We start from the raw sequence: 23,999 nt of genomic DNA on the forward strand, positions 1-23,999 counted from the left end.
AGCGCCCCCTCGGGTGAACCTCTCTGAGCCTTGCCAGAGCGCCCTTAGCGATGGCTCAAGGTATGCGATCGCGGCTCAGACGCCCACCGGTTGATACGTCGGTTCCCGGCGTTTGATGTAGGCGATCACGCGGTAGGTGATCGGCAGCAGGACGACTTCGATGGCGGTCTTGTACAGCCAGCCCTGTGCGGTGTACGTGACGAAGTCGCCGAAGGAGGTGATGCCGATGACGCTCGCCGCGATCGCGCAGAACACGATGGTGTCACCGAGCTGGCCGATGAACGTCGACCCGACGAGCCGCGCCCACAGGTGCTTCTCCTTGGTGCGCTCCTTGATCAGGACCAACGACCAGGCGTTCAGGGTCTGCCCGACGATGAAGCCGGCCAGCCCGGCGATGATCAGCCCGGTGTAGGAGTGGGCGATGTTCTCGAAGTGTTCCTGGTTCTCGTAGAAGTCCGCGGCAGGTAGATAGATCGTGACCCAGAGGGCAAGGGCGGCAAGGATGTTCATCGCGAAGCCGGTGAAGATGGCGCGTCGGGCCGCCTTGAAGCCGTAGACCTCGGAGAGCACGTCGCCGATCACGTAGGTCAGCGGGAACACGATGAAGCCGCCGTCGGTGATGATGGGCCCGAACTCGACGCCCTTGGTGGCGGTGAGGTTGGAGATGATCACCAGTGCGGTGAAGACCGCGACGAGGACCGGATAGTAGGACGAACCCACCCGGGCGAACGATACGTGCGGGTCGTGGTCGTCGAGCTGGTCTGTCACCGGCCCATTAGATCAGGACAGCGCCCTGCTCAGCATCTGCGGCAGTCGGTCCGCCAGCACCGGATAGGACAGCGTCGACGCGTAGGCGATGGCTCCGGCGAGTTCCTTTCCGGTGAACACGTGGCGCTCTTCCCTGGTGGCGCGGAGGCCGGCGATGGTGGGGTCGGCCAGCAGCGCGGCCTGCTCCTCGTCGCTCTCGGTGGTCCAGATCACCACGTCGGCGTCGTCGAGGATGCCGGCCATCCGGTCGCGGGGGATCAGGGCGTCGCCCGGCTCGATCGCCGTGAGCCCCATCTGGGTCAGGAACTCGTGGCGCCACGGCGGCCCGTTGATCTGCGCACTGTCGCGGAACAGGGTGCCGGCGAGCAGCAGCGCCTTCTTGTCGGCGAACTGAGGGGTGCTGTCCTTCACCCCGGTGAACTTCGCGTCGACGTCGGCGATGAGTTTCTGCATGTCGTCGTGGCGGAACACCGCCTGGCCGATGGCGCCGGCCCGGTCGCGCCACGGCTCGAAGAACGGGTCGCCTGCGGTCTGCGCGATCGTCGGCGCGACGGCGGACAGCCGGTCGTAAGTGTCCCGGTCGAGTCCGGCGTCGGTGGCGACGATCAGGTCGGGTGTCAGCGCGGCGATCTGGTCGACCTGGACGCCGTCGGCCAGGGTCAGGACGACGGGCTGGGTGCCGTTCAGCCGCGGTTGCGCCCACGGCCATACGCCGAAGGGTTCGGCACCGAACCAGTCGGTCACCGCGATCGGGACGACGCCGAGTGCCAGCAGATCGTCGGCACTGGTGAGGCCCGCGCTGACGACCCGGGTGGGCGGCTTGGGGATCTTTGTCTCGCCGAAAGCGTGGGTGACGGTCACCGAGCCGTCGGAGGCGACGGCGCCGGGCTTGTCAGTAGCGCACGCGGTCAGCAACGCCGCCGAGGCGGCGCTCATTCCGAGGAACCTGCGCCGGGACCACGTCAGGGGCACACCGCGACTGTAGCTAGCTCACCTCGAAGTTGCCGAACAATACGAGGGCCAGGCCGAGGGCAACGACGATGTTCACGACGGTGGCCGAGGCAAACACCGCGACGGGCCGCCACCCGGCGTCGCGCAGCCCCTTGAGTGAGAACTCCAGGCCGATCGCGACGAACGCGAAGATCAGGAACCAGGTGCGCAGGTCGTTGACCGTGGTGATGGTCGCTTTGTCCCCGCCCCACTGCAGATACAGAGTGCCGATGATGGACGCGGCGATGAAGCCGAGCACGAACTTCGGGAAGCGCTCCCAGAACTGCCCTAGCGTCGGCCGGGCATCGGCGCCACTTCGCCGCTCCACCTTCAGGGCGAAGTAGGCGGTCAGCGCGATCGCGACCACGCCGATCAGCGCGTTCTGGGTGGTCTTCACGATGGTCGCGATCTGCAGCGCGTCTTCGCCGGCGAGCGCACCGGCCGCGGCCACGGCGGCGGTCGTATCGATGTTGCCGCCGATCCAGGCGCCGGCCACGGCGTCCGGCAGGCCCAACAGCCCTGCCAGCCACGGCAGAAGGAAGATCGACGGCAGAGCGAACACGATCACCAGCGACGCGGCGTAGGCGAGCTGTTCACGCTTGGCCTGTACCGCGCCCGCGGCGGCGATCGCCGCGCTGACGCCGCAGATCGACACGGCGGACGCCAGCAGTGCGCGCAGTTTGTCCTCGATCCCCAACTTGCCGCCGAACCACCAGGTGAAGCCGAAGACAATGGTGATCAGCAGCAACGCCTGGATGATCGCCGGCCCGGCCGCGGTGACGAGCAGCTTGAGGTTGATCGACGCGCCGAGCAGTACCAGGCCGGTCTTGATGAAGAATTCGGTACGGAACCCCGCGGCGAACGCGTCGCGCAGTGCCAGCTTGGACAGTACGAAGTTGCCGAGCAGACCCAATGCGATTGCGTAGACCGGGAATTCGATCGCCTTGGCGATCCCCTCGACCGCGGTTCCGTCGGCCCACTTGGGTACCTGCTGCTCCAGGAATCGCGTCACAGCGCCCAGCAAGAGGACGACGAGGACGCCGGCGACGGCGAATCCGATTCCCGCGCGTTGTGTTCGGTCGGTGGTCTCCGACGCCTGTTCGGTCACGGGACGACGCTGCCCGGGATGGCGCCCAGCAGGACGAGGGCGAGCAGGGTCAGACCGACGATGACGGCGAGCCAGTCCTCGTTGAGGGTTCGGGGCGGAGTGTCCGGCTGTGGAGAGCCATGCTGATCCGGCATGGCTTCGGAACGTAGGCGGCGTCTTGCGCGGCGTCGCCGATTGCGATCAGCGAGAACCGAAGAGGGCTAAGGAGCCGGTGCCGGGACCGGAACCGGGGGCCAGATCGGGGGCGGCGCCGACACCGGAAGCGGCGGCGAGCCGGGCGCGGGGGGCGGAGGTGCCGCGGCGGGGTCGCCGTAGGGAGTCGGCGGTACCCAGGTGGCCGGGTCCATCTGCCCGGGTCCGACGGTCTGCATGAACTCGGGGTTGTTGCGCATGTTCCACAGGTCGCGCAGGAAGTCGAGCTGGCCGGTGTTGCCGAAGTTCGCGTTCGGCACCGGGGCGACGTAGGGCTGGGTTGTCGGCGGTGCGGGCGGCGCGACAGGGCCGGCCGGTGCGGCGGGGGCGCCTGGGGCGCCGGCACCGGCTTCGCCGGCCGGAATGTAGGTGAACACCGGAGCGGCCGGCGGTGCCGGGGCTGCAGGCGCAACTGGTGCCCATGCCGGCGCTCCGGCTACAGGCGGAGCCGGGGGCAGCGCGGGATCGACGGGGACCGGCTGAGCACCGGCCTGGGTCGCGGCAGCCAGGGCGGCGCCGCCCAGCAGTGCGTTGAACGCGGCGATCTTGACAAGGTGCACGACAGTCACATCGCTGAGGCTAATGCCTCGCGTTACATGGCGATACTTTTCGGCGGAGTGCAGCTGGCCTCGGTCAGAAGACGATCAACGAGACGCCCAGCCCGATCATCATCGCCGCGATCCCCGCGTCGAGGAAGCGCCAGGTCCGGGGCGACTCGAACAGGTGGCGGAGCCGGGTGGCGCCGAACCCCAGGCCGGTGAACCAGACCGCGCTGGCGGTCACCGCGCCGATCCCGAACAGCCACTTGCCGTCCTCGTGCTCGTTGGCCAGCGCGCCGAGCAGGACGACGGTGTCCAGATAGACGTGCGGATTGAGGAAGGTCAGGGCCAGGCAGGTCGCCAGCACGGCTGTCAGGCGGGCCGGGGCCGCGTCGGCCGGGGTGAGCGCCCCCGGTCTGAAAGCCCGGCGGGCGGCGAGTAGGCCGTAACCGATGAGGAATGCGGCGCCGCCGTACGTGGTGACGGTGACGATGTCGGGATGCGCCGCGATCAGGGCGCCGAAGCCGGCGATGCCGGCGGCGATGAGCACCAGGTCCGAGACCGTGCACAGGGCGACGACCGGAAGCACGTGTTCGCCGCGGATCCCCTGCCGCAGGACGAACGCGTTCTGGGCGCCGATCGCGGCGATGAGCGCCATCGTGGTGGCGAAGCCGCTGAGCACGACGAGGTAGGTGGTCTCCACCCGACCGACGCTATGGATCTGGTCGCTGACAGTACAGCTAAATATTCTTCAGATGGATTAACTGCCCTAATGTCTTGAGTCTTGAGTGCGAGCGCCGCTGGCGAGATGCACGCTTCGATGATTCTTCATTCCATTGGGCACGCCGGCACCGCCATATCCGACCTCCCGTATGACCCTCGATCCCCGCGGTGCCTCATGACGACGGCCGCGTGCTCAAGCGGGGCCCGCGCGGAGTGATCGGCGCTAACTGGATGCCGCCGTCTGGTTCGTGGGTGTTTCGAGGTCGGTGACGACGACGGTGCGGCCGAGTTCGGCCAACCGTCGGACGGTCGCCGATCCGACTAGTCCACATCCGCCGGTGATCGGTACCGTTCCCGACATCTTCTCTCCTATTTGCCTGTGGGACACACAGTGCTGCGAGCTGAGACCAGCAACTCTGTCGCGATGTCTGACGAGTATGCCGAGAGAGCCAACGTTCCGTTAATCCGCGCGTTGCAGCAGCATGTATCTGGCGCAGCAGCTCGGTTCGGCAGCACTACTCGATCCAGGATGGGCGTCGCGGCGCAGGCAACCGAACACGGCTGGCCCGGGTCGGCCCTGGGCGCTTGCGTCAACGATCCAGGAACGCCGGAACGCGTTACGCGCCATAGTTTTTTGACAATCGAATCGCAGTAGATCTCTAGAATTTCACGGTGAGATCCTGACGAGTCAACCTACGAACACCCCAGAAATAGGTGACGAGCGGCATCGTGCACCACAGGACATTGATGACCACAAACTTCACCCACATCTCCACCGGACTCGACATACTTTCGAGATTGTTGGCGATCTCCACTCCGAAATAGACCGCGGGCAACGTCACTTCGACGATCATGCCTGCCATGATCAAAGAGAGTTGAGTGCTGGTGAACCGCTTACCATTTCGAAAGAACTGCACCAGGGCGTAGGCCTCGAAGAATCCGACAAAGAGAGCGACCCACTCCAACACGACGATGAGCGGATCGCCGTTGAGATAGCGCGCGTCACCCCCGAGCAAGATCGGTGACCACATGTAGGTCCAGAATGATCCACTCTCTACGCCTTCCCGGATCTGGTCGAAGAACAGCAGCCACGGCAGCTCCCAGATGAACCGGGGGATCAGGGCGATGAACACCCAGACAATGACCATTGCGCCCAACCGCTCTGCCTTGGTGTGGTCACGCCGCCCAGGCAATCGCAGCCATGGCAGCGCCAGCGCGAGGAGGAAACACCCCACGACGAAGAGGACGCATGTCGTCGAGGCAACGGCGTGGGACACACCGACTCGATATTCGAGGAACCAGAACAGCGCGTTGATCGCGAAGAACAGAGCCAGGACACCGAACAGTGCCTTCTGCAGTGACGACAATCCACGCCGCGCCGACAACTCCCGCTTGTCGTCATGGCGAACGGTGTCTGTCATGAAACCTCCGTTGAGGTAAGGGCATCGCCCGTGGAGCGAGCGCGTGGGCATCCGGCGAGCAACGAGGTCGCTCAAGGCCATGTCCACCGGCCTGTCTGTGATCGCCGCAGAAGGATGCGGATCGCAGCGGAAAGCCGGCTACACACCCATAGCATGGCATATGCCATGTTTTGGTGGCAAGGGTCAACGCGGTGTTGACGCTGCAGGTGAAAACCCGCTGCTGAGGTCACCGTGGGCATCTAGCGGGCTTGTCATAAAGTGATAGGGATGACGCAACACCGTGAGCTTGGCGGCGCACAGCGGTGACCCCGCGCAGGCGACCCGACCGTCCGACGACTGGGCGGCAAGAGCGCGGGGACCGCACCCGAGAACTGCTGATCGACGAGACGGTGCGATGCATTCGGGAAGAAGGCTTTTCCGCTGCGAGTGCGCGGCACATCATCGAACGCGCCGGCGTCAGCTGGGGTGTCATCCAACATCACTTCGGCGACCGCGACGGCCTGTTGACTGCGGTGATCGAAGATGCCTTGGACCGTCTGGTGGAATCCCTGGAGACGTTGTCTGATCCCGCGCAAGCGATGAGCACCGATGAACTCGTGCGGGCAACGTGGGAGGCGTTTGCAAACCCGAAGGCGATGGCCGGATTGGAAATTCTCATCGCGACCAAGCAGTTGCGCGTCGGAATCGATAACCGGCAGATCGAACGTCTCGGCGCTGCACTGGTCGGTTTGAACGGACGGTTGGACGCCGATGGCGATCAGCAGCACGCCCCTGCATTGGGCATGCTGCTGTGGACGACCCCGGTGGCGATGATGATAGCCGAGATGTTCGCAACACTCCCCCTTGCCGTGGGCGAGGCGCAGAAAGCTATCGCGGACCTGATCGACCACCACCGCTGATCAGCGGCGCTGCCGTACCCGCGCAACGTCGTCTCCGCGGCGGATACGACGCAGCATCCCGGTTGTCAGGAACGTGGAGCAAGCATCAGGTCGACCCAGTTCTCCGCAGGGGAAAATTCTGATCCGCCGGCGGCGTAGACGCTGATGCCTCCGTGGGGATCGAGGAATGCTCCCGATCTTTCGTCGTAAGCAGCGCTTGGTAACTCAGCGGCTTGCGGCTGGACGCTGCCGGTCGGTGCGGCCTCCGCGGGCAGCGCGGGTGGAGCGGGCGGGCTTTGCTGCACCGGCGGCTGAGGGCTGGCGGGCGGCCGCCCGGAGGGCGGAAGGGTCTGGTCCGGCGGTGCCTGGTAGGGCAGCGGAAAGGGTTGTGGCCCCGGCGTATTCGGTGGAACAGGCAGAGGGTACGGCGGCGTCAGTGCTGGGCCCGGGCCTGGCGCTACACCGGGCGGCAAATTGACCACAGGCGGCCCGGGGTCGTAGTCGGCCTCGGGGGGAATATAGGGATATTTGTTCTGCGGCAGCGTCATACGTGGGTCAGTGACGGGGGTGCCGTAAGGAACCGTTGGCCCGCGCCACGGGTTGCTGCCCAGGGGGACGTAGCCTTCGGGGTCGCGGCACAGCTGTACCGTAGGCGCGCGTTTGCCGGGAAATTCCATGCATGGATAGTTGCGGGCGCCCCGAACGACGGTCGCGTCGTTCTGGGCAGTCTTGCAGTACATCCCCTGCGGCACTTCACGTAACGTCTCGTCGGCAGGGCTCCGGATTTGTGTGGGCGGCATATAGCCGACCGAACATGGCGGGGGGTCACCCAAGTTGATCTTGAAGTCGGTCTTGGCGCCTTCGTCGAGGGGCTCCTGGGTGGAGATGGTCGTGAGCGCGGCGGTGAGCGCAGGGAAGATGACCAGCGCTTGTTCGATGGACTTGTGGTAGATGACGCCGATGCGGCCGAAGTTGGCGAGGTTCGCGGCGAGCATGGGAAAGGACGGACTGATGCCGGCGAACGTGGCACCTGCCTGCTCGGCGGCGCCGGGTGCGGTGCGGAGCAACGTGCGTAGTTGGGGATCGGCGGTGCGCACGTCCGTGGTGAAGCGTGCCAAGCTGTCGGCGAGTTGTTTGATGTCGTCGCCACTGCGGATCTGGACGTCCAGGAATGGTCCCGCCTGATCAATCAGCGCGGTGGTCTCAGTGGCGTGGGAGTTGGCTTCGTCGACAAGAAGACGTGAAGATTCGAGTAAGCGTGCCAGTTCTGGTCCGGAACCGTCGAACGCCTTGAAGGTTTCGCGCAACAGGTCCTGCAGCCGACTATTGCTGAGGGAGTCGACGAGCTTTTCGGCCTCCTTCAACGTTCCCGCGACATCCTGGCTCAATACAGTGTGATCCCTGGCGATCCGTGAACCGTCGCGCAATGTTGGTGTTGACGCATCGGAGGTCGGGGTGAGCTCGACGTATTGTTCGCCGATGGCCGACGCGCTCTTGACCGTCGCGGTCACGCTTTCCGGCACTGCAGTGTCACTGTCGAGCCGCAAAGTCGCGTCCACACCGCCGTCATGGGACAACGCGATCGCAGTGACCCGACCGATGGTGGTGCCACGGTAAGTCACATTGGCGTTTTGATACAGACCACCGGTAGCCGAGAAGTTGGCGGAGACTTCGTAACTGCCGATACCGAGCGCGTCGGGGACTTTGAGATAGAGCAGCGAGACCGCCGTCACCGAGATCACGGTGATGACAGCGAATATCGCGAGCTGCCAGCGCACCAAACGGGTCAACATCAGCCGGGTGCTCCCGATAGCGGCGGGATCGTGAACGGGTCCGCAGCCTGCCCGGAAAGATTCGCCATCGCGCCGGTAAGAAAGTCCGGTGGGTTCACTACCTCGCTGAGGTGCTTCATGTTCGGATCCAGCCGCGACGTGGTGAAGACCGTCTCCCCAAGGCGGCGCAAGGTGAGGTCGATCGTGACGAAGGCGTTGAGGAAGTCTCCCCGCACGGCCTGGTCAAGGTAGGCGCCGGGTAGGGGAAAGGTCGGGAGGTAGGGCAACGAATCGACCACGTCGTCGGCGCTGTCGGCGAACGCCTTCACTACGGGGTAGGCGTCCTTGAGGTCTGCTGCGAGGTCGGCCTTGGTCTGCGACAGCAGCCGCGCGGCCACTTCGGACAACCGTTTGAGCGCCGCGAATGCGTTGACCACATTGTCGGCGTTGTCATTGAGGACCCCTAGCGCGCCCGGCAGGGCATCGAGGGCGCGAGCGAGTTTGTCGTTGCCGTCGGCGAGAATCCGCGCGACGCGATCGAGTCCTTCGGCTGCGGCAATGATGTCGTCGGTCTGCTGATCAATCGATGCTGCCAGCTCGGCCAAGCGCGGGATGAGCCCGTCGAACTGGCTCGCGCGCCCTACCACGGCTGCGTAGAGCTCATCGGTAATATCCTGCAGCGCGCCGAGATTGCCCTTGCTGACGACGATGCCGAGCGACGACAGCACTTCCTCTGTGGTGGGGTAGTTTGCAGCTTGGCTAATGGGAATGGTTGCACCGCTGGACAAATGCCCGACGGCTGGCGTGGTGTCGGGGGTAGCGAGCTCGATATGTTGGGATCCCAGCAGTGAGGTCTGGGCCACCCGTACTACTGCATTGGCGGGTAGGTCGACCTCCGAGGCCAGTGAGAGTTTCACCGCGGCATAGAAGCTGCCGTCGCTACGCTGCATTGCCTCGACTCCCGACACGCTGCCAACGGTCACGTCGTCGACCTTGACCGGCGAGTTTTGGGGAAGGCTCGACACGTTGGGTAGTTCCACTGTGACGACAAATGATCCTTTGCCGTGGCCGACGGTGCCGGGCATGTCCAGTGAGTTCACGCCCGTGAACTGACATCCAGTGACGAGCAGGGTAACAACGGTGAGGCTGGCCGCGCTGCGCCGAGAGCGTGTGGTTGGCACTAGCCACCTCCATGGGTGTCGACGGGAGGAGCCTGCGTTGCCGGAGGGGGCGGGAATCCCGGCGGTGGCGGGCTGAGCTCGGTGGGAGAGGGCAGGAAACCCGGCGGTGGCGGACTGAGCTCGGTGGGAGGCGGCGGGAAGCCGACAGGCGGAGGGCTGGACTGTGCCGGAGCGGACGGAGGGCCTCCGTCCGCCGGTGGCGGAGCGGCTGGTAGCAGCAAGCTGGTGAGATCTCCGTCTGCAGGTACCGACGGAGGTGTCACCCCCGGTGCGGGGAGCCATTGCAGTTGGGACACCGGAGTCCGGGACTTCGCTTCGGTCTCTGGAGTGTCGTAGGTGACCTGTCCCTTGTAGGCGGTGATGCTGGTGATCGGGCGCAACAGGATTGGCGGGTAGTTCGCAGTTATGCGGTCAAGTACCGGTGCCATCCGCTGGCGGCAGATCTCGGCGCGTTTGTAGTAATCCGGTGTCGCGCCGGTTTCCACCGATCCACAGACCAGTTGCACCGGATTCGCAAATGACGGCACGGTGAGGATGCCCGACACCGACCCTTGCGCCGGGTTGTAGATGTTGTAAAAGTTTTGCAGGCCATGGGGTGCCATGTGAAGGATCTGCTCAATATCCTCGCCGTGATCGTTAAGCAGCGTCGTGAAGTTGGTCAGCTTGTCGATCTGGCCGATGAGTGCTTCGTTGTTGTCCCTGAGGAATCCTCGGATGTCGGACAGCGCGCCGTTGAGGGTGTCCAGCGACGCGCTGAGGTCGGTCGAGCTGTCGGCGAGCACCTGTGACACCGAAGCGATATGGCTGGAGAATGCCACGATCTCTTCATTGCTGTTCGACAGTGCATCGACGAGGGTGTGCAGATTCTTGACTGTTCCCAGCAGGTCTGTGCGCGAATCACCCAGGCGGCCCGCGGTTTGGGAGAGTTCTCGCACTGCTTGGCGGAATGACTCGCCTTGGCCGTCGAAGGTATCGGCGGCTTGGTTGACAAATGATGTGAGCGGACCCTGCAGCGACCCCGGCTGGGGGCCCAATTGGGCACTGAGTTGGGTCAGTTCCGCTTTGACGTCGTCCCATTCCACCGGCACCGCTGTGCGGTCGGTATCGATGACGGTGCCATCGGTCATCGCCGGACCGTCGGCGTATACCGGGGTCAGTTCGATGAATCTGGCTGAGACGAGGTTGGGTGCGACGAGCAACGCTTGGGCATCGGCGGGGATGTGAATATTGTTGCCGACGGTCATTTTCACGGACGTGTGCGTTACGGACGGTTCGATCGAGGTGATGGTGCCCACTGGGACGCCCGCCACCTTTACTTCGTCGCCGGGATAGAGCCCGACCGCCGAGGTAAACAGCGCCTCAAGTCGCAATGGGTGCGGACGCGGCCACACCATGTAGGTGCTTGCACCGAGCATCAGTACCAGGGCGGCGAGGGCGGCGTTGCGGATCCGGTTGCGCCAGTGTGATTTATCGGCAGTCATCACGGTGACCTCGGCCTGATGATGGCTCGGTCGACGATGACTCCCCGGAGGAAGTCGGCCAGGCTGTCCGGTAGCTTGCCGGGCTGGAAGTAGGCGTCCAAAGCCATTCCGGTGATTTGTGGTGGGGGCACACCGTAGACGTTGGCGCTGAAGCCTGGTCCTGAGCCCACGACTTCTCCGAGCTGATTGGCGAAGTTCGGAAGTCGCCGCAGAGAGTCGTCGATTTGTGCGCGGCGGGTCTCGAGGTTGTCGAGCACCAGGTTCAGCTTGGTGAGGGCAGGCCCGAACTCCTTGCGGTTGTCGGCGACGAAGCCTGTAATTTGCCGCGCAAGATCGTCGATTCCGCCGATCAGGATCCCCAACGACCGCCTTTTCTGCGACAGTGCGGCGAACAGCTGGTTGCCTTCCACGATGAGCTGGTTCATCTGCTTTGATCTGTGCGCCAGCACGTCGGACACGGCTTTGGCGCGTGCCAGCAGTTGTTGGATCTGGTCGTCGCGGTCATTGATGCTGCGCGACAATGCGGTCACGCCGTCGAGGGTGCCGCGAAGCTGCGGCGTGGCATCGCGCATAGCGTCGGTTAATACGCCCAATGCTTCGGTAAGCCGAGACTTGTCAAGGTCGCCGACATTGCGTCCGAGATCCTGTAGTGCGGTGCTCAGCGAATACGGGGTTGTGGTGCGTCCCAAAGGAATTGTTGTCACTGAACCTGACCCGGCGGGCGCGACCTCCAAGGCTTTCTGTCCAAGGACTGTGTCGGATTTGATGGCGACCGTAGATTGATCGCCGATCTTTAAGTCGCTGTCGACGGTGAAACTGACCTTGGCTGTGCGATTCTCCAGTTCGACGGTCTTGACCGTCCCCACGCTGTAGCCAAAGATCTGGACGTCATTTCCGGGCACGATTCCGGCGGCGTTGACGAAGTAGGCGTCGTAGTGGCGGCCTTGCGGCCAGAACGGCAGCTGAGAGTACCCAAACGAGACCAGCATCAGGCAGACCACCAGCACGATGCCGAAGATGCCAGTGCGCAGGGGGTCGCGTTCGTATGGTGCGGATTCAATTCTTGAAGGCACAGCGTCCCTTAGTCGGATCGACGGGTGCGGCGGCGGGGATGAGGATGTCACTTCCGGCGGGGCCGTTGAGCTTGAACTGGATGGAGCAGAAGAAGATGTTGAAAAACGATCCGTAGGCGCCCAGTGACGCCAGCCGGGCGTAGTTCGTGGGCGTGCGGTCTAGGACCGCGTTCACCTCGTCCTTGCGGTCATCCAACGTGGTCGCCAGCGGGCGCACGTTCTCGATCACCCCTTGAAGGGGACGGCGCGATGAGGCGAGCAGGTCAGTTAGGTCGCTTTGCGCGGACGCGAGCGGGTCGATCGCACCCGCGATCGGATCTCGACCTTGGTTCAACGTCGTAACGAGCTTCTGCAACTGGTCGATGCTGGTGTCCAGCTGCGAACTCTTCTCGTCCACCGAGCCGAGGACAGTGTTGAGATTCGAGATGACCTCGCCAATGAGTTCATCACGTGCTGCCAGTGATTGAGTAAACGACCCTGTGCTGGACAGCAGGTCCGCCAGCGGTCCACCATCGCCCTGCAGCAGCTCGATCATGGCATTGCTGACTTCGTTGATCTTAGTTCCGTCGAGCCCTTTCAGAACCGGGCGCAGGCCCCCTAGCAAGGCATCGAGGTCCAGCGCCGGTTGCGTATTGGATCGGGGGATGGTGGAGCCGGCGGCCAGCTTGCGGAGGTCGCCCGGCCCTGCGGTGATCTCCAGGTAGCGGTTGCCGACGAGGTCTTCGTACCGGATGACGGCACGCGTCGAGGTATATAGCTGGTACCGGTCATTGACGTCGAAAGTCACGTTCACGTGATCGCCGGCAATGGCGATGTTCTTTACGCTGCCGACGGTGACTCCCGAGATGCGGACGTCTTGGCCGGCCTTGAGGCGTGAGACCGATGCAAACTCGGCGCGATACTCATGCCCGGAACCAAATTTGAACTTACCGAAGGTAATGACCAGCACTGCGGCGATGAGAACCATCACCACGGTGAACACAGCCACCTTCACGCCAGTACGCCGTTCTGGCATCAGTAGTCGTCCCGTTCGGCATAGGCGCCGTTAAAAAGAAACTGCAACGTTGAGGGTGCGTCGAACTGCAACTCCGTGTTGGGCTGATAAGGGACATAGGCGTTGTCGGTAACCAAGAACGGCGCGTGGTAGTACGACCCACCGAACTGCTTAGTCGGCAGATCGGGCAGCCCACGGCAATTCGGGCCGCCCGAGGCGTTGACGATGGGCAGACTCTCGGGGTACGTGTAGGGCGCCGAACCGGGAATGAAGCTCACTGAGACAAACAATCCGGGCACGGTCCCGCCGAGGCTAGGGCCGTACCGCTCGTCCAACGTGGCGATCGCCTTGAAGATGCACCCATACTCAGGTGAATAGTCGGCGAGCACCTTGAGTGGGGCCCGTAGCCTTTGCACCGCGTTGACCAGATCCTCCTCTGCGGGCGCTAACGCGTTGTATCCGTTGTCCGCCAAGCCAACCGCTGCGAGGAGCGTTGCGGTGAGGTCCCCGCGGGAATCGACGAGAGTATCGCTGAGGGCCGGGGTGTTATCGAGTACCTCAACGAGGTCGGGGGCGGCATCGGCGTAGATGTTGGCAACGTCGGCGGCCTTCTGGAAGTCATTCTGCAGCGTTGGCAGCTTCGGATTGATCTGTGTGAGAAGGGTGTTGATGCCAGCGAGCGTCGCACCGAGGTCATCTCCGTTATTGCGCAGACCCGTGCTGACGGCCGTTAACGTTGCATTGAGTTCGATTGGGTTGATCTTGTGCAGAGTGTTGACCAGCGTTTGAAACAAGGTGTTCACCTCGACCGACACCGACCCCGCCTGCAGGTGCGCCCCCGGCGCCAGAGCCGTGGGTGATGGGGCGTCCGGCGGCATGAATTCGACAGCTTTCGCACCAAAGACCGTGTTGCTGGCAATCCGAATGAGGGCGTTCGACGGAATGAAGGTCATCTGGTCGCTGCGGATAGCGAGGGTGAGCCGGGCGTCGTTGCCGTCATACTCGACAGCACTCACCTTGCCCACTTGGAGGCCGAGGTACTTGACCTTGGCATCGGGTTCCATCAGCAGGCCAGCCCTTGGCGATGTCACGATGACGGCGGCGGTCGGCGTGAATGCCCCCGCGTAGGAGAAATAGGTAAGCACTGCAACAGCGGCGATCGCGCCAACGAGCACCAGAGCTGCGATCCTCACGGCGACACGGTGCGTAACCCGCGTAGTCAATCTGTTCCCCAGCTTGTCTCAGCACGAAGGGTCTCGGAGCAACCCGACCGTTGACCAGCCGCCCGAGAGCTTCCACAGCAACAGTCGATACGTCCAACGAGCCGGTCACCCGGGGACGACGCGGACGAGGACGGCACGCCTGTAGCATGGCACACGCCATGTTTTGGCGGCAAGAGGCGGATCTGAGCGGGAAAGCCATTGCGTCATCTCGTTGGTGTCGCCGGGTGTGATCTCAGTTGGAAGAGCCGGGTGAGTCGACTAAGCGAGCGGCTTCGTCTGCCTGGGGGTTCGTCGGTTGCCTTCGAGGGCGTTGTGTTCACCGAGCTGTCTGGCCAAATGAAGCTTTTGGTGCGGCACGTCCACGCCTTGCATATACCTGCAGAACTCCGTGCGCGTATTGCCTTGGATGTCACGGTGCGGCATCCACGGGTGCGGGACGAGGCGGATGTTGTGTTCCATCTGCGCAGCGTGACTCTGCAACCCGTCGATCTCAGACCCGGCCCCGCCAATGATCGCCCGTGGGTGCCGCCGTTCGACGAGGCTGTGGCCTTCGCGCACCCCCACTGGTGAAACCCACTTCTCTTTGCACAGAAAAGGCCTGGTACGTGCAGATGCTGAAGGGCGCCGCCGAGGTAGCACGCGCCGCGCTCGAGGAGGACGCTGACATCGAGCACTACGCGAATGTGCCGGCAATTGGCTCCGCGAGGCTAGAGATCGCCCGCATCCCAAGCAGCCACGCTCGAAGCCTGACCAGGGCAAAGTCAGGTTTTGCAGACGACTCATTGTCATATGCCAACTGCCTTGCCTTCAGAGCCCGACGGGCGCGGAACTACATGTGCAAACAACCTGGAGGTTGATGCTCGAACGGATCGCGCCTACGTCGGAGCGACCGCAGATATGCATGGTTGTAGAGTCCGCCACCAACATGAGAAAGGTGTATCCGCCACTCCAACGAGAAATTCGCATCGCCGCAGGCAGGGCTATCGACTTCCGCCACGCGCAGCGAGAACCTACAACAGTGTGTGGCGCGTTGCTGTTGGCGAAACTTCGCGTCGAACAATCAATTCAGCCCGCTCGGCGGTAACAGCGATGAATAACCTCAGGCAACTGCCCGCCCGCCGCCACCTGGTTCAGGTGGTTTCCCGTAGGGTTTCTGTATGGGGAGGCCTAGCGATTATGTTGCTCTGAACTGCTCAGCCTGTGTAAACGGTGCCGCTTTGGGCTTCGACATATCCATGGCGTTTCAGCCAATTTTCGACACGGATGCCAAGCAGGTCTACTCGCATGAGGCCCTGGTTCGCGGCGCCGACAATCAGCCGGCGTCAGAAGTATTCGCCCAGGTCGGTGACCATAACCTGTACCGTTTTGATCAGACTTGCCGAGTGAAGGCGATCAAAATGGCGTCCGAATTGGGCCTTTCGACTCGTCTTAATGTGAACTTTCTGCCCAATGCTGTCTACCGCCCAGAACTGTGCATACGGACGACGCTGGAAGCGGCGCAGACGTACGACTTTCCGATCGATCGCATCATATTCGAGGTCACCGAGGGTGAGCAGATCATAGATCTCACGCACCTACTCGACATACTGACTCACTATCGGCAGCGTGGATTCATCGTTGCGATCGACGATTTCGGAGCCGGTTATGCCGGGCTGAGTCTTTTGGCGGATTTTCAGCCGGACTTGATCAAGCTCGATATGGGTCTGGTCAGAGACATCGACTATGACAAAGCGCGCAGAACCATCTGTAACAGCATCGTTGAGATGAGTCGCGAGCTGGGGGTGGAGGTCATCGCTGAGGGGGTGGAAAGGGGGGATGAATTGCGTTGCCTCGAAGATATCGGCGTCCACCTTTTTCAAGGTTTCTACATTGCGAAGCCTTCTTTCGAAAGCCTCGCCACGATAAATCCCGCGGTGTACGCCGACTGACGAAGCCGTCGGCGTCGGTTCGCATGCGCAGCCGATCGACGGGCAGGCCAACACGCACACGCCACTAACCTCTATGGCGGCGGCTTCTTCAGCGCTCCCCATGCCGACCGGCGCACGCGTGAGCTGATCGGACCCGCCGGGAATGGGTCTACGGCATGGTGTGTGCGATGTACCCGGCGGCCCAGACCCTGTGCAGCCCAAGCTGGGACGTGAAGGCGGCAGAGTCGGCGTCGACGAACTCCTGGGATGCCAGAACCTTGCGGTCCGCCGTCACTTGGCGAACAGTTGATCGAGGTCAGCGAACGCCTTGAACTCCAACGCGTTGCCTGCCGGGTCCGTGAAGAACATCGTCCACTGCTCGCCGGGTTCGCCCTCGAACCGGACGTAGGGCTCGATGACGAAGTCGATGTCGGCCTCGCGCAGCTTGCCGGCGAGCTGGTGGAAGTCGGGCACGGTCAACACCACCCCGAAGTGGGGGACGGGAACTTCGTGGCCGTCGACGGGGTTGGTGCCGGCGATCGAGCGGGCGGTGTCGCGTTCGGTGTCGACTTCGTGGGTGACGAGTTGGTGACCGTAGAGGTTCCAGTCGATCCACTTGGTGTCCGAGCGTCCTTCGGCCAGGCCCAGCGCGCTGCCGTAGAAGCGCCGGGCTGCGGCGATGTCGTCAACGGGGATGGCCAGGTGGAACGGCGCCAATGGGACAGGCGTGTCTGGCATCTCGTGCGTCCCTTTCCTTTGCTGAGGCAGTTGCCGGATTCCAGTCCGCGGTGATGGCCCGCGGGTGAGAGTTGACAGCCGCCCGCGTCACTTGATGGTGTAGCCGCCGTCGATCAGTAGATCGGCACCGGTGATCATCCCCGCGGCATCGGAAGCGAGATACACCGCGGCCGCGGCGATTTCGTCGGGAAAAGCGAACCGTCCCATCGGGATCAGTTTCTTCAGTGCGTCGCCCTGCGGCCCGTCCCAGGCCTTGCGGCCGAGTTCGGTGAGCACCACGGTCGGCGAGATGGTGTTGACCCGGACGCCGCGGGGACCCCATTCGGCCGCCAGTACCTTCGACACGCCCACCACGCCGAATTTCGACGCGCAGTAGGCGACGTGTTGGTCGAGGGCGACCGACGCGGCCTGTGAGGCCATGTTGACGATCGCGCCGCGGCCGGCCGCGAGCATGTGCCTGCCCACGCCCTGGCACACCAGGAACGTGCCCTTGAGATTGATGTCGATGGTCTTGGTCCAGGCCTCGAGTTCCAGATCCTCGGCGGGCGCCAGCATCACGACACCAGCGCTGTTGACCAGGATGTCGACGCGGCCGAATGCCGCGACCACGGAATCCACCGTCGCGGTGACGGATGCGGGATCTGCCACGTCGCAGGCGAATCCGCGGTTGTCGGCCCCTGCCTCGGCAGCCCGCGCCGAAGCGGCCTCGGCGTCGAGGTCGACCACGGCCACCCGGGCGCCCTTGGCCGCGAACGCCGCGACGATCGCCGCGCCGATGCCCGATCCGCCTCCGGTGACCATTGCCACCTTGTCGGTGAGCGGAAAGTTCAGGTCCACAACCGGTTCGGCGTTGGATGTCATGTTCGGTCTCCGTCCTGGTACTCGTCGGATGATCGGTGGCGGGTGGATGGCCACCGGTGGGTGGTTGCCGTCTCAGGTGAGCATCGCGGCTGCCACCTCGGTGTCGGTCACCAGACCCGATATCAGGCCGGATTTCAGCACCGCCCTGGTGGCGTCGATCTTCGCCGCGCCCGTGCTCAGTGCCACCACCGTCGGAATGGCGCGGAGGGTGTCTTCGCGGATGCCCATGCGGCGTTCGTCGAGTCCGCCGACCCTGTTGCCGTCCGCGTCGAGAAGCAGCGCGCACGTCTCGGCACAGACCCCGGCGGCGTCAAAGGCAGCGGCCTCGGCCGGCGGCATCGACGGGTAGACCTGGGACGTGTCCGGCCCCCAGGCGCCCACAGAGACCAGCGCGCAGGTGACGTGGGCATGCTGTGCGCAGGTTTCCTGAATCTGTTGGCTGCCGGCCAGGCTTTCGGCAGTGCGGGCGTCGGAGACCACGAGCGGGGCATACAGGGGCCAGGAGGAGCCGCCGGTGATCTCGCTGATGCGCCGGGTGAGGTCCGCGCCGTTGTAGGTGATCGCACCGGCCAGACCCGTCAGTTGCACCACATCGCATTTGGGCAGTGACACCAGGTAGGGCGCGATGTGGGTCATCGTTCTGCCGGAATCGACGCCGATGACGTCGTCGTCGCGCAGGATCGACTGCAGCAGGTCGGCCATGGCCTTGGCGACAGCTTCCACTTTGTCGGCCATATTGGTGGACTCCGCGTGAACCGCATAGGCGTGCTGCAGTGAGTACTTGCGCTTGAGCGCCGTCGACAGCTCGACGTCGAGCGACCCCGGATCGTGGATCGTGATCTTCACCATCCCGGTTTCGAGGGCTTCTTCGAGCATCCGTGCCACCTTGAAGCGGGACAGCCCGAACTCCTCGGCGATTTCGACGCGGGTACGGCCTTCGAGGTAGTAGCGCCGCGCGATGACTGCGCGCTGGAACAACTCGTCTGGTCCCACGACGCCTCCTACGCAACGGGGCAGTTGCTCATATGAGCGGAGCCGCTTGACACATGAGCATAGCTCAGAGAATGATCCACATCACAACGAATCAGATGAGCGGCATTCGCCGCACATGAGCGCGGCTGGGGCGGCGCCGACGAAGGGGAGACAGATGACCGCTGCGGTCGAACCCATGCCGACCACCATGCGGGCCAGCGTCATGACCGGTGTGCGGACCCTGCAGATCGAGGACCGGCCGGTGCCCACGCCCGGAGAGCGCCAGGTCCTCGTCGAGGTGGCCGCCGTCGGCGTGTGCGGCTCCGACGTGCATTACTACCTGCACGGCCGCATCGGCGACTTCGTGGTCCACGAGCCCATGGTTCTCGGGCACGAACTGTCGGGTCGCATCGCCGCGGTCGGAGCGGGTGTGGACCCGGGCCGGATCGGTCAGCGCGTCGCGGTCGAACCGCAGCACCCGTGCCGGCGTTGCACCCAGTGCAAGGCGGGCCGCTACAACCTGTGCCCGGACATCGAGTTCTATGCGACGCCCCCGGTCGACGGCGCCTTCTGCCGGTACGTGCTGATCGACGACGACATGGCCCATCCCGTACCCGACTCGATCTCCGACGAGGCCGCAGCCCTCCTCGAGCCGCTGTCGGTGGCGATCGCCACCATGCGCAAGGCGCAGGTCGTTCCGGGCACGTCGATCCTCATCGCCGGTGCCGGACCCATCGGCGTGATCTGCGCACAGACCGCCCGGGCGTTCGGCGCGTCCCGCATCGTCATCACCGACCTGGTCGCCGACCGCCGCGAGAAGGCGCTGCAGTTCGGTGCCACCGAGGCGCTCGACCCGGCCGTCGTCGACATCGCGACGATCGAACCGGTGGACGCCTTCGTCGATGCGACCGGCGTGCCCGCTGCCGTCGTCAGCGGAATCAAAGCCGTGGGCCCCGCCGGACGTGTCGTGCTCGTCGGTATGGGAGCCGACGAATACGCGCTGCCGGTAAGCCACATCGCGAACCGCGAGATCACCGTCACCGGTGTGTTCCGCTACACCGACACCTGGCCTGCGGCAATCCATCTCGTCGCCAGCGGTGCCGTCGACCTCGACGGGATGGTGACCGGACGCTACGACCTGGAGCACATCGGCGAGGCTCTCGACAGCGACTCCGATCCGGCCAGCCTCAAGTCGATCGTGGTGCCCACATGACCGCCGCCCCCGCTCCCGCCACCACTTCGCTGCTGCGGTGCAACGACATTCACAAGAGCTTCGGCGGCGTCCCGGTGCTCACCGGCATCGACCTCGAACTGCAACCCGGCACCGTCACCGCGCTGGCGGGTGAGAACGGCGCGGGAAAGTCGACGCTGATGAAGATCATCAGCGGGCAGTACACCGCCGACCGCGGTCTGGTGGCGGTCGGCGACACCAAGCTGGCGCCGGGCAACACCAAGGACGCCGTCCGCCATGGCGTGGCCATCGTGCCGCAGGAGCTCGCCTCTATCGACGACATGACGGTCTACGAAAACCTCTTCGTCGGACGGGAGATCAAGGTCGGACCGTTCCTGAACCGGCGGGCGATGGTCGAAGAGGCGCGAAAGGCGCTGGCCGTCTTCGGTATCGAGATCAACCCGTCCGCGCGGATGGGCAGCCTGCCGGTCGGACTGCGTCAGATCGTCGAGATCGTCAAGGCCGCCCGTACGGGTGCACGCGTGGTCATGCTCGACGAGCCCACGTCGGCGATCTCCGAGCGGGAGGTCGAGGGCCTCTACACGGTGGTACGCACCCTGCGCGAGCACGGCGTCGCTATGGTGTACACCACCCACAAGATGGCGGAAATCCGGGCCATCGCCGACCGGGTGGTGGTCCTGCGCGACGGCGGACTGACACTCGACAAGGGCATTGCCGACGTCACCGACGACGAGATCGTCACGGCGATGATCGGCCGCGAACTCGACCAGCTGTTTCCCGAGCGCCCGACGCCGCGCGACGAGACGGTACTCGAGGTCAGGGACCTGCAGGTCGAGGGTGCGACCGGGCCGGTGTCGTTCACGGTCAAGGCGGGCGAGATCGTCGGTCTGGCAGGTCTTGTCGGTGCCGGACGCACGGAATTGCTCGAAGCGATCTTCGGCGTCCGCGCCAGCACCGCCGGACAGATCACGGTGCGGGGCAAGGCCGTCAAACGGCAGCATCCCAGCGCGGCGATCACCTCCGGCATGGCCATCGTGCCCGAGGACCGGAAACTGTCCGGACTCGTGCTGTCGATGAGTGTGCTGGACAACGGGACCCTGCCGCGGCTGCCGTCCTTCTCGCTGGCGGGCTGGTTGCGCGGCAAGGCCCGCACCAAAGCGGTATCCGACGTGATGTCGTCAGTGCGGCTGCGCAGCCGCGGTCTCGGGCAGGAAGTCGGCACCTTGTCAGGCGGCAACCAGCAGAAGGTGGTGCTTGCGCGCTGGCTCACCGGTGACGTCAACGTGCTGCTGCTCGACGAGCCGACCCGGGGTGTCGATGTCGGTGCGCGTAGCGAGATCTACCGCATCGTCACCGAATTCGCGGGTCAGGGGATGGCGGTACTGATGGCGTCGTCGGACATGCCTGAGATCGTCGGCCTTTCACACCGGGCCTTCGTCATGCGGGGCGGAACCCTGGTCGGCGAACTGGACCGCGATGCACTCGACCATCCCGAAGTGCAGGAGTCGGTGTTCCGCATGGCGACCGCACTGGACGGCGGACCGAAGACCACGAAGCAGGAGACATCATGACGACCGACCTCGACGCAGGCCAGCAGCCCCCCGGGCCGTCCAAGGCCCCCACCGTGGCATCGCCGATCACCGGGGAGCCGGTGAAACTCTTCTCACGGCAATGGTTCTCCGGGATCCTGCTGCGCTACTCGATGGTGATCATCGTGCTGCTGGTGATCGCCTACTTCAGTTACCGCAGCGCGCGGTTCGCCACACCCGACAACCTCATCACCATCCTGGTGGCGGCCGCCCCCTTCGCGCTGATCGCACTGGGGCAGACACTGGTGATCCTCACGGGCGGGATCGACCTGTCGGTGGGCAGCGTGATCGCGGTGTCGGCGATGGCCGGCGCGGCGACGGCCAAGGCCAACCCCGGGCAGGTCTGGATGACCGTGTCGGTCGCGATGGCGGTGGGACTGGCCTTCGGCTGCATCAACGGAGTGCTGGTGTCCCGCATCAACGTCCCGCCGTTCATCGCGACGCTGGGCACGTTGACCGCCGGTTCGGGCGTGGCCTACGTCATCGGCGGCGGTGCGCCGATCAACGGCCTGCCCGCCGAATTCGGCTCGATCGCCAACACGAAGATCCTGGGCCTCCAGATCCCGGTGCTGCTGATGATCATCGGCATCATCGCGCTCGCCATCATCATGAAGCGCACCTCCTACGGGATGCGCGTCTACGCCGTCGGCGGTAACCGAAACGCCGCCGAACTGGCCGGCATCAACGCCAAGAATGTGTTGTTCAGCGTGTACGCGTTCTCGGGTCTGCTCGCAGGCCTGTCCGGCGTGATGCTGGCGTCGCGCGTCATCTCCGGCCCGCCGAACCTGGGACAGGGTTACGAACTGGACGCGATCGCCGCCGTGGTGATCGGCGGCGCCAGCCTGATGGGCGGGCGCGGCAGTATCTGGGGGACGACGCTCGGGCTGTTCATGATCATGACGCTCAACAACGGCCTCGACATCCTGGTGGTTCCGGCGTACTGGCAGGACGTCATCAAGGGCGTGTTGATCGTCGCCGCGGTCGCGGTCGACGTGTGGTCATCCAGGAGGCGAACCTGATCTCACCCGAACACCCAACGGCGCAGGGCATTTCACCGTCGAAACACTGCAATCGAAAAGAGAGAATCACATGAGACTGACCACCAGAATCGCGGCGATCGCCTCGGTGGGCGCACTCGGCCTCGGCCTGACCGCATGCGGAGCGGGCGACACGACCGCCAACAGCGACACCACCCGAATCGGTGTCTCGGTGTATGACATGAGCTCGTTCATCACCGCGGGCAAAGAAGGCATGGACGCCTACGCAGCGGACAACAACATCGAATTGGTCTGGAACTCGGCCAATCTGGATGTGTCGACACAGGCCAACCAGGTCGACTCGATGGTCAACCAGGGTGTCGACGCGATCATCGTGGTCCCGATCCAGGCGGATTCGCTGGGGCCGCAGGTCGCCACCGCCAAGTCGAAGGGCATCCCGCTGATCGCGGTGAACGCGGCGTTGAACAACCCCGACGTCGCGGGCAGCGTACAGCCCGACGACGTCGCCGCCGGAGCCCAGGAGATGCAGATGATGGCCGATCGCCTCGGCGGCCGGGGCAACATCGTCATCCTGCAGGGCCCGCTCGGTCAGTCCGGCGAGATCGACCGCACGAAGGGCATCGAACAGGTCCTGGCCAAGTACCCGGAGATCCGGGTGCTGGCCAAGGACACGGCCAACTGGAAGCGCGACGAGGCCGTCAACAAGATGAAGAACTGGATCTCCGGTTTCGGGAATCAGATCGACGCCGTCGTCGCCGAGAACGACGACATGGGACTGGGAGCGTTGCAGGCGCTCAAGGAGTCGGGCCGCAGTGGGGTGCCGATCGTCGGCATCGACGGCATCGAGGACGGTCTCAATGCCGTCAAGAGCGGCGAGTTCATCGGCACGTCGCTGCAGAACGGCACTGTGGAACTGTCCGCAGGCCTTGCCGTGGCCAATGCGCTGGCGAAGGGTGAGGAAGTCAACACCAAGCCGGTGTACGTCATGCCCGCCATCACCCAGGACAACGTCGACGTCGCGATCCAGCATGTGGTGACCGAACGGCAGCAATTCCTCGACGGCCTGTCCGAGCTGACGAAGAAGAATCTGGAAACCGGCGATATCGCCTACGAAGGGATCCCGGGGCAGAAGCAGCCCTGACCCGAGACTCGTGCGACGAGGGCCGGCCCGCTGTCAGCGGCCGGTCCTCGTCCTCGTCTCGGGCAGTTCTCGTATGCGCCGGCGAGCGCGGGGAAATTTTCAAGATCGTCAAACCGACTGTGCTCAGCCGCCTTTCAGGCGGCCGAGCTCACGTCGTGTTCACCGACGATCGCAAACTTAGGGGTTAGAAGTACCTGATCACGGGGAACTCCGAAGCCACGACAAGCCGAGTTCGCAAGGCCTGGATGTGAACCCGTC

The 23,999-nt window shown here is 64.2% G+C and carries 23 protein-coding genes and 1 pseudogene; 6 read left to right on the plus strand and 18 right to left on the minus strand.

Going from position 1 to position 23,999, the window contains the following annotated elements; translation table 11 throughout:
• Window positions 1-75: 75 nt before the first annotated feature.
• The 8 genes and pseudogenes from EL337_RS01475 to EL337_RS01505 form a co-directional block, all read right to left on the minus strand.
• Window positions 76-768 (minus strand): queuosine precursor transporter, encoded by a 693-nt coding sequence (locus EL337_RS01475; protein ID WP_048632539.1) that lies wholly within the window; start codon window positions 766-768, stop codon window positions 76-78.
• Between the two features lie 12 nt (window positions 769-780).
• Window positions 781-1,740, minus strand: a complete 960-nt coding sequence (locus EL337_RS01480) for an ABC transporter substrate-binding protein (RefSeq protein ID WP_109860109.1) — start codon at window positions 1,738-1,740, stop codon at window positions 781-783.
• A gap of 13 nt (window positions 1,741-1,753) precedes the next feature.
• Window positions 1,754-2,866 (minus strand): YeiH family protein, encoded by a 1,113-nt coding sequence (locus tag EL337_RS01485; RefSeq protein WP_048632537.1) that lies wholly within the window; start codon window positions 2,864-2,866, stop codon window positions 1,754-1,756.
• Complete coding sequence (locus EL337_RS28665) at window positions 2,863-3,000, minus strand: hypothetical protein (RefSeq protein WP_170216905.1); 138 nt, start codon at window positions 2,998-3,000, stop codon at window positions 2,863-2,865. Before EL337_RS28665 ends, EL337_RS01485 begins: the two co-directional genes overlap by 4 nt.
• Window positions 3,001-3,066: 66 nt before the next feature.
• Window positions 3,067-3,627 (minus strand): hypothetical protein, encoded by a 561-nt coding sequence (locus tag EL337_RS29145; RefSeq protein ID WP_264035369.1) that lies wholly within the window; start codon window positions 3,625-3,627, stop codon window positions 3,067-3,069.
• Between the two features lie 64 nt (window positions 3,628-3,691).
• Window positions 3,692-4,255, minus strand: coding sequence for an L-lysine exporter (gene lysE / locus EL337_RS01495; RefSeq protein ID WP_109860117.1), 564 nt, complete (start codon window positions 4,253-4,255; stop codon window positions 3,692-3,694).
• A gap of 297 nt (window positions 4,256-4,552) precedes the next feature.
• Window positions 4,553-4,681 (minus strand): annotated as a pseudogene (locus EL337_RS01500) (NAD-dependent epimerase/dehydratase family protein); the annotation flags it as partial.
• Window positions 4,682-4,979: 298 nt separating this feature from the next.
• Window positions 4,980-5,741 carry a membrane protein gene (locus EL337_RS01505; RefSeq protein WP_048632535.1) on the minus strand — a complete coding sequence of 254 codons (762 nt, stop codon included), beginning with the start codon at window positions 5,739-5,741 and terminating at the stop codon, window positions 4,980-4,982.
• 302 nt (window positions 5,742-6,043) lie between these two features.
• On the opposite strand from EL337_RS01505, the gene EL337_RS01510 reads away from it, so the two are divergent.
• Window positions 6,044-6,640 (plus strand): TetR/AcrR family transcriptional regulator, encoded by a 597-nt coding sequence (locus EL337_RS01510; protein ID WP_048632534.1) that lies wholly within the window; start codon window positions 6,044-6,046, stop codon window positions 6,638-6,640.
• Between the two features lie 65 nt (window positions 6,641-6,705).
• Here the strand turns inward: EL337_RS01510 and EL337_RS01515 are convergent, their stop codons facing one another.
• Genes EL337_RS01515 through EL337_RS01540 form a run of 6 tightly spaced genes read right to left on the minus strand, consistent with a single transcriptional unit; the run spans window position 6,706 to window position 14,313 of the window.
• Entirely contained in the window at window positions 6,706-8,412 is a 1,707-nt protein-coding gene (locus EL337_RS01515; RefSeq protein ID WP_048632533.1) for an MCE family protein, read from the minus strand.
• Window positions 8,412-9,572: an MCE family protein gene (locus EL337_RS01520; RefSeq protein ID WP_048632532.1), complete on the minus strand. Its 1,161-nt coding sequence runs from the start codon at window positions 9,570-9,572 to the stop codon at window positions 8,412-8,414. Before EL337_RS01520 ends, EL337_RS01515 begins: the two co-directional genes overlap by 1 nt.
• Entirely contained in the window at window positions 9,572-11,053 is a 1,482-nt protein-coding gene (locus tag EL337_RS01525; protein ID WP_048632531.1) for an MCE family protein, read from the minus strand. The genes EL337_RS01520 and EL337_RS01525 overlap by 1 nt, the downstream gene beginning before the upstream one ends.
• The gene (locus tag EL337_RS01530) at window positions 11,053-12,126 is read right to left on the minus strand and encodes an MCE family protein (RefSeq protein WP_083443076.1); all 1,074 of its coding nucleotides are present in this window, start codon (window positions 12,124-12,126) and stop codon (window positions 11,053-11,055) included. The genes EL337_RS01525 and EL337_RS01530 overlap by 1 nt, the downstream gene beginning before the upstream one ends.
• Entirely contained in the window at window positions 12,110-13,141 is a 1,032-nt protein-coding gene (locus tag EL337_RS01535; protein ID WP_048632530.1) for an MCE family protein, read from the minus strand. Before EL337_RS01535 ends, EL337_RS01530 begins: the two co-directional genes overlap by 17 nt.
• Entirely contained in the window at window positions 13,141-14,313 is a 1,173-nt protein-coding gene (locus EL337_RS01540; protein WP_306316164.1) for an MCE family protein, read from the minus strand. The genes EL337_RS01535 and EL337_RS01540 overlap by 1 nt, the downstream gene beginning before the upstream one ends.
• Window positions 14,314-15,560: 1,247 nt before the next feature.
• Between EL337_RS01540 and EL337_RS01550 the strand changes: the two genes are divergently transcribed.
• On the plus strand, window positions 15,561-16,271 hold the full coding sequence (locus tag EL337_RS01550) for an EAL domain-containing protein (RefSeq protein ID WP_197724167.1): 711 nt from the start codon (window positions 15,561-15,563) through the stop codon (window positions 16,269-16,271).
• Between the two features lie 148 nt (window positions 16,272-16,419).
• Here EL337_RS01550 and EL337_RS29150 read toward each other — a convergent pair whose 3' ends face one another.
• The 4 genes from EL337_RS29150 to EL337_RS01565 all read right to left on the minus strand — a co-directional run bounded on the left by EL337_RS29150 (window position 16,420) and on the right by EL337_RS01565 (window position 18,842).
• The gene (locus EL337_RS29150; protein ID WP_264035371.1) at window positions 16,420-16,545 is read right to left on the minus strand and encodes a hypothetical protein; all 126 of its coding nucleotides are present in this window, start codon (window positions 16,543-16,545) and stop codon (window positions 16,420-16,422) included.
• Window positions 16,542-16,988: a VOC family protein gene (locus tag EL337_RS01555; protein ID WP_048632526.1), complete on the minus strand. Its 447-nt coding sequence runs from the start codon at window positions 16,986-16,988 to the stop codon at window positions 16,542-16,544. Before EL337_RS01555 ends, EL337_RS29150 begins: the two co-directional genes overlap by 4 nt.
• 87 nt (window positions 16,989-17,075) lie before the next feature.
• Window positions 17,076-17,849, minus strand: coding sequence for an SDR family oxidoreductase (locus tag EL337_RS01560; RefSeq protein WP_048632525.1), 774 nt, complete (start codon window positions 17,847-17,849; stop codon window positions 17,076-17,078).
• Between the two features lie 72 nt (window positions 17,850-17,921).
• Window positions 17,922-18,842, minus strand: a complete 921-nt coding sequence (locus EL337_RS01565) for a sugar-binding transcriptional regulator (protein ID WP_048632524.1) — start codon at window positions 18,840-18,842, stop codon at window positions 17,922-17,924.
• A gap of 154 nt (window positions 18,843-18,996) precedes the next feature.
• On the opposite strand from EL337_RS01565, the gene EL337_RS01570 reads away from it, so the two are divergent.
• The 4 genes from EL337_RS01570 (at window position 18,997) to EL337_RS01585 (ending at window position 23,741) form a co-directional block, all read left to right on the plus strand.
• Complete coding sequence (locus EL337_RS01570) at window positions 18,997-20,034, plus strand: NAD(P)-dependent alcohol dehydrogenase (RefSeq protein ID WP_048632523.1); 1,038 nt, start codon at window positions 18,997-18,999, stop codon at window positions 20,032-20,034.
• Complete coding sequence (locus EL337_RS01575; RefSeq protein ID WP_048632522.1) at window positions 20,031-21,584, plus strand: sugar ABC transporter ATP-binding protein; 1,554 nt, start codon at window positions 20,031-20,033, stop codon at window positions 21,582-21,584. Before EL337_RS01570 ends, EL337_RS01575 begins: the two co-directional genes overlap by 4 nt.
• Window positions 21,581-22,621, plus strand: a complete 1,041-nt coding sequence (locus EL337_RS01580; protein WP_048632521.1) for an ABC transporter permease — start codon at window positions 21,581-21,583, stop codon at window positions 22,619-22,621. The genes EL337_RS01575 and EL337_RS01580 overlap by 4 nt, the downstream gene beginning before the upstream one ends.
• A gap of 70 nt (window positions 22,622-22,691) precedes the next feature.
• Complete coding sequence (locus EL337_RS01585) at window positions 22,692-23,741, plus strand: substrate-binding domain-containing protein (RefSeq protein ID WP_048632520.1); 1,050 nt, start codon at window positions 22,692-22,694, stop codon at window positions 23,739-23,741.
• Window positions 23,742-23,999 lie beyond the last annotated feature (258 nt).

It is taken from the genome of Mycolicibacterium aurum (assembly GCF_900637195.1).
Lineage (GTDB): Bacteria > Actinomycetota > Actinomycetes > Mycobacteriales > Mycobacteriaceae > Mycobacterium > Mycobacterium aurum.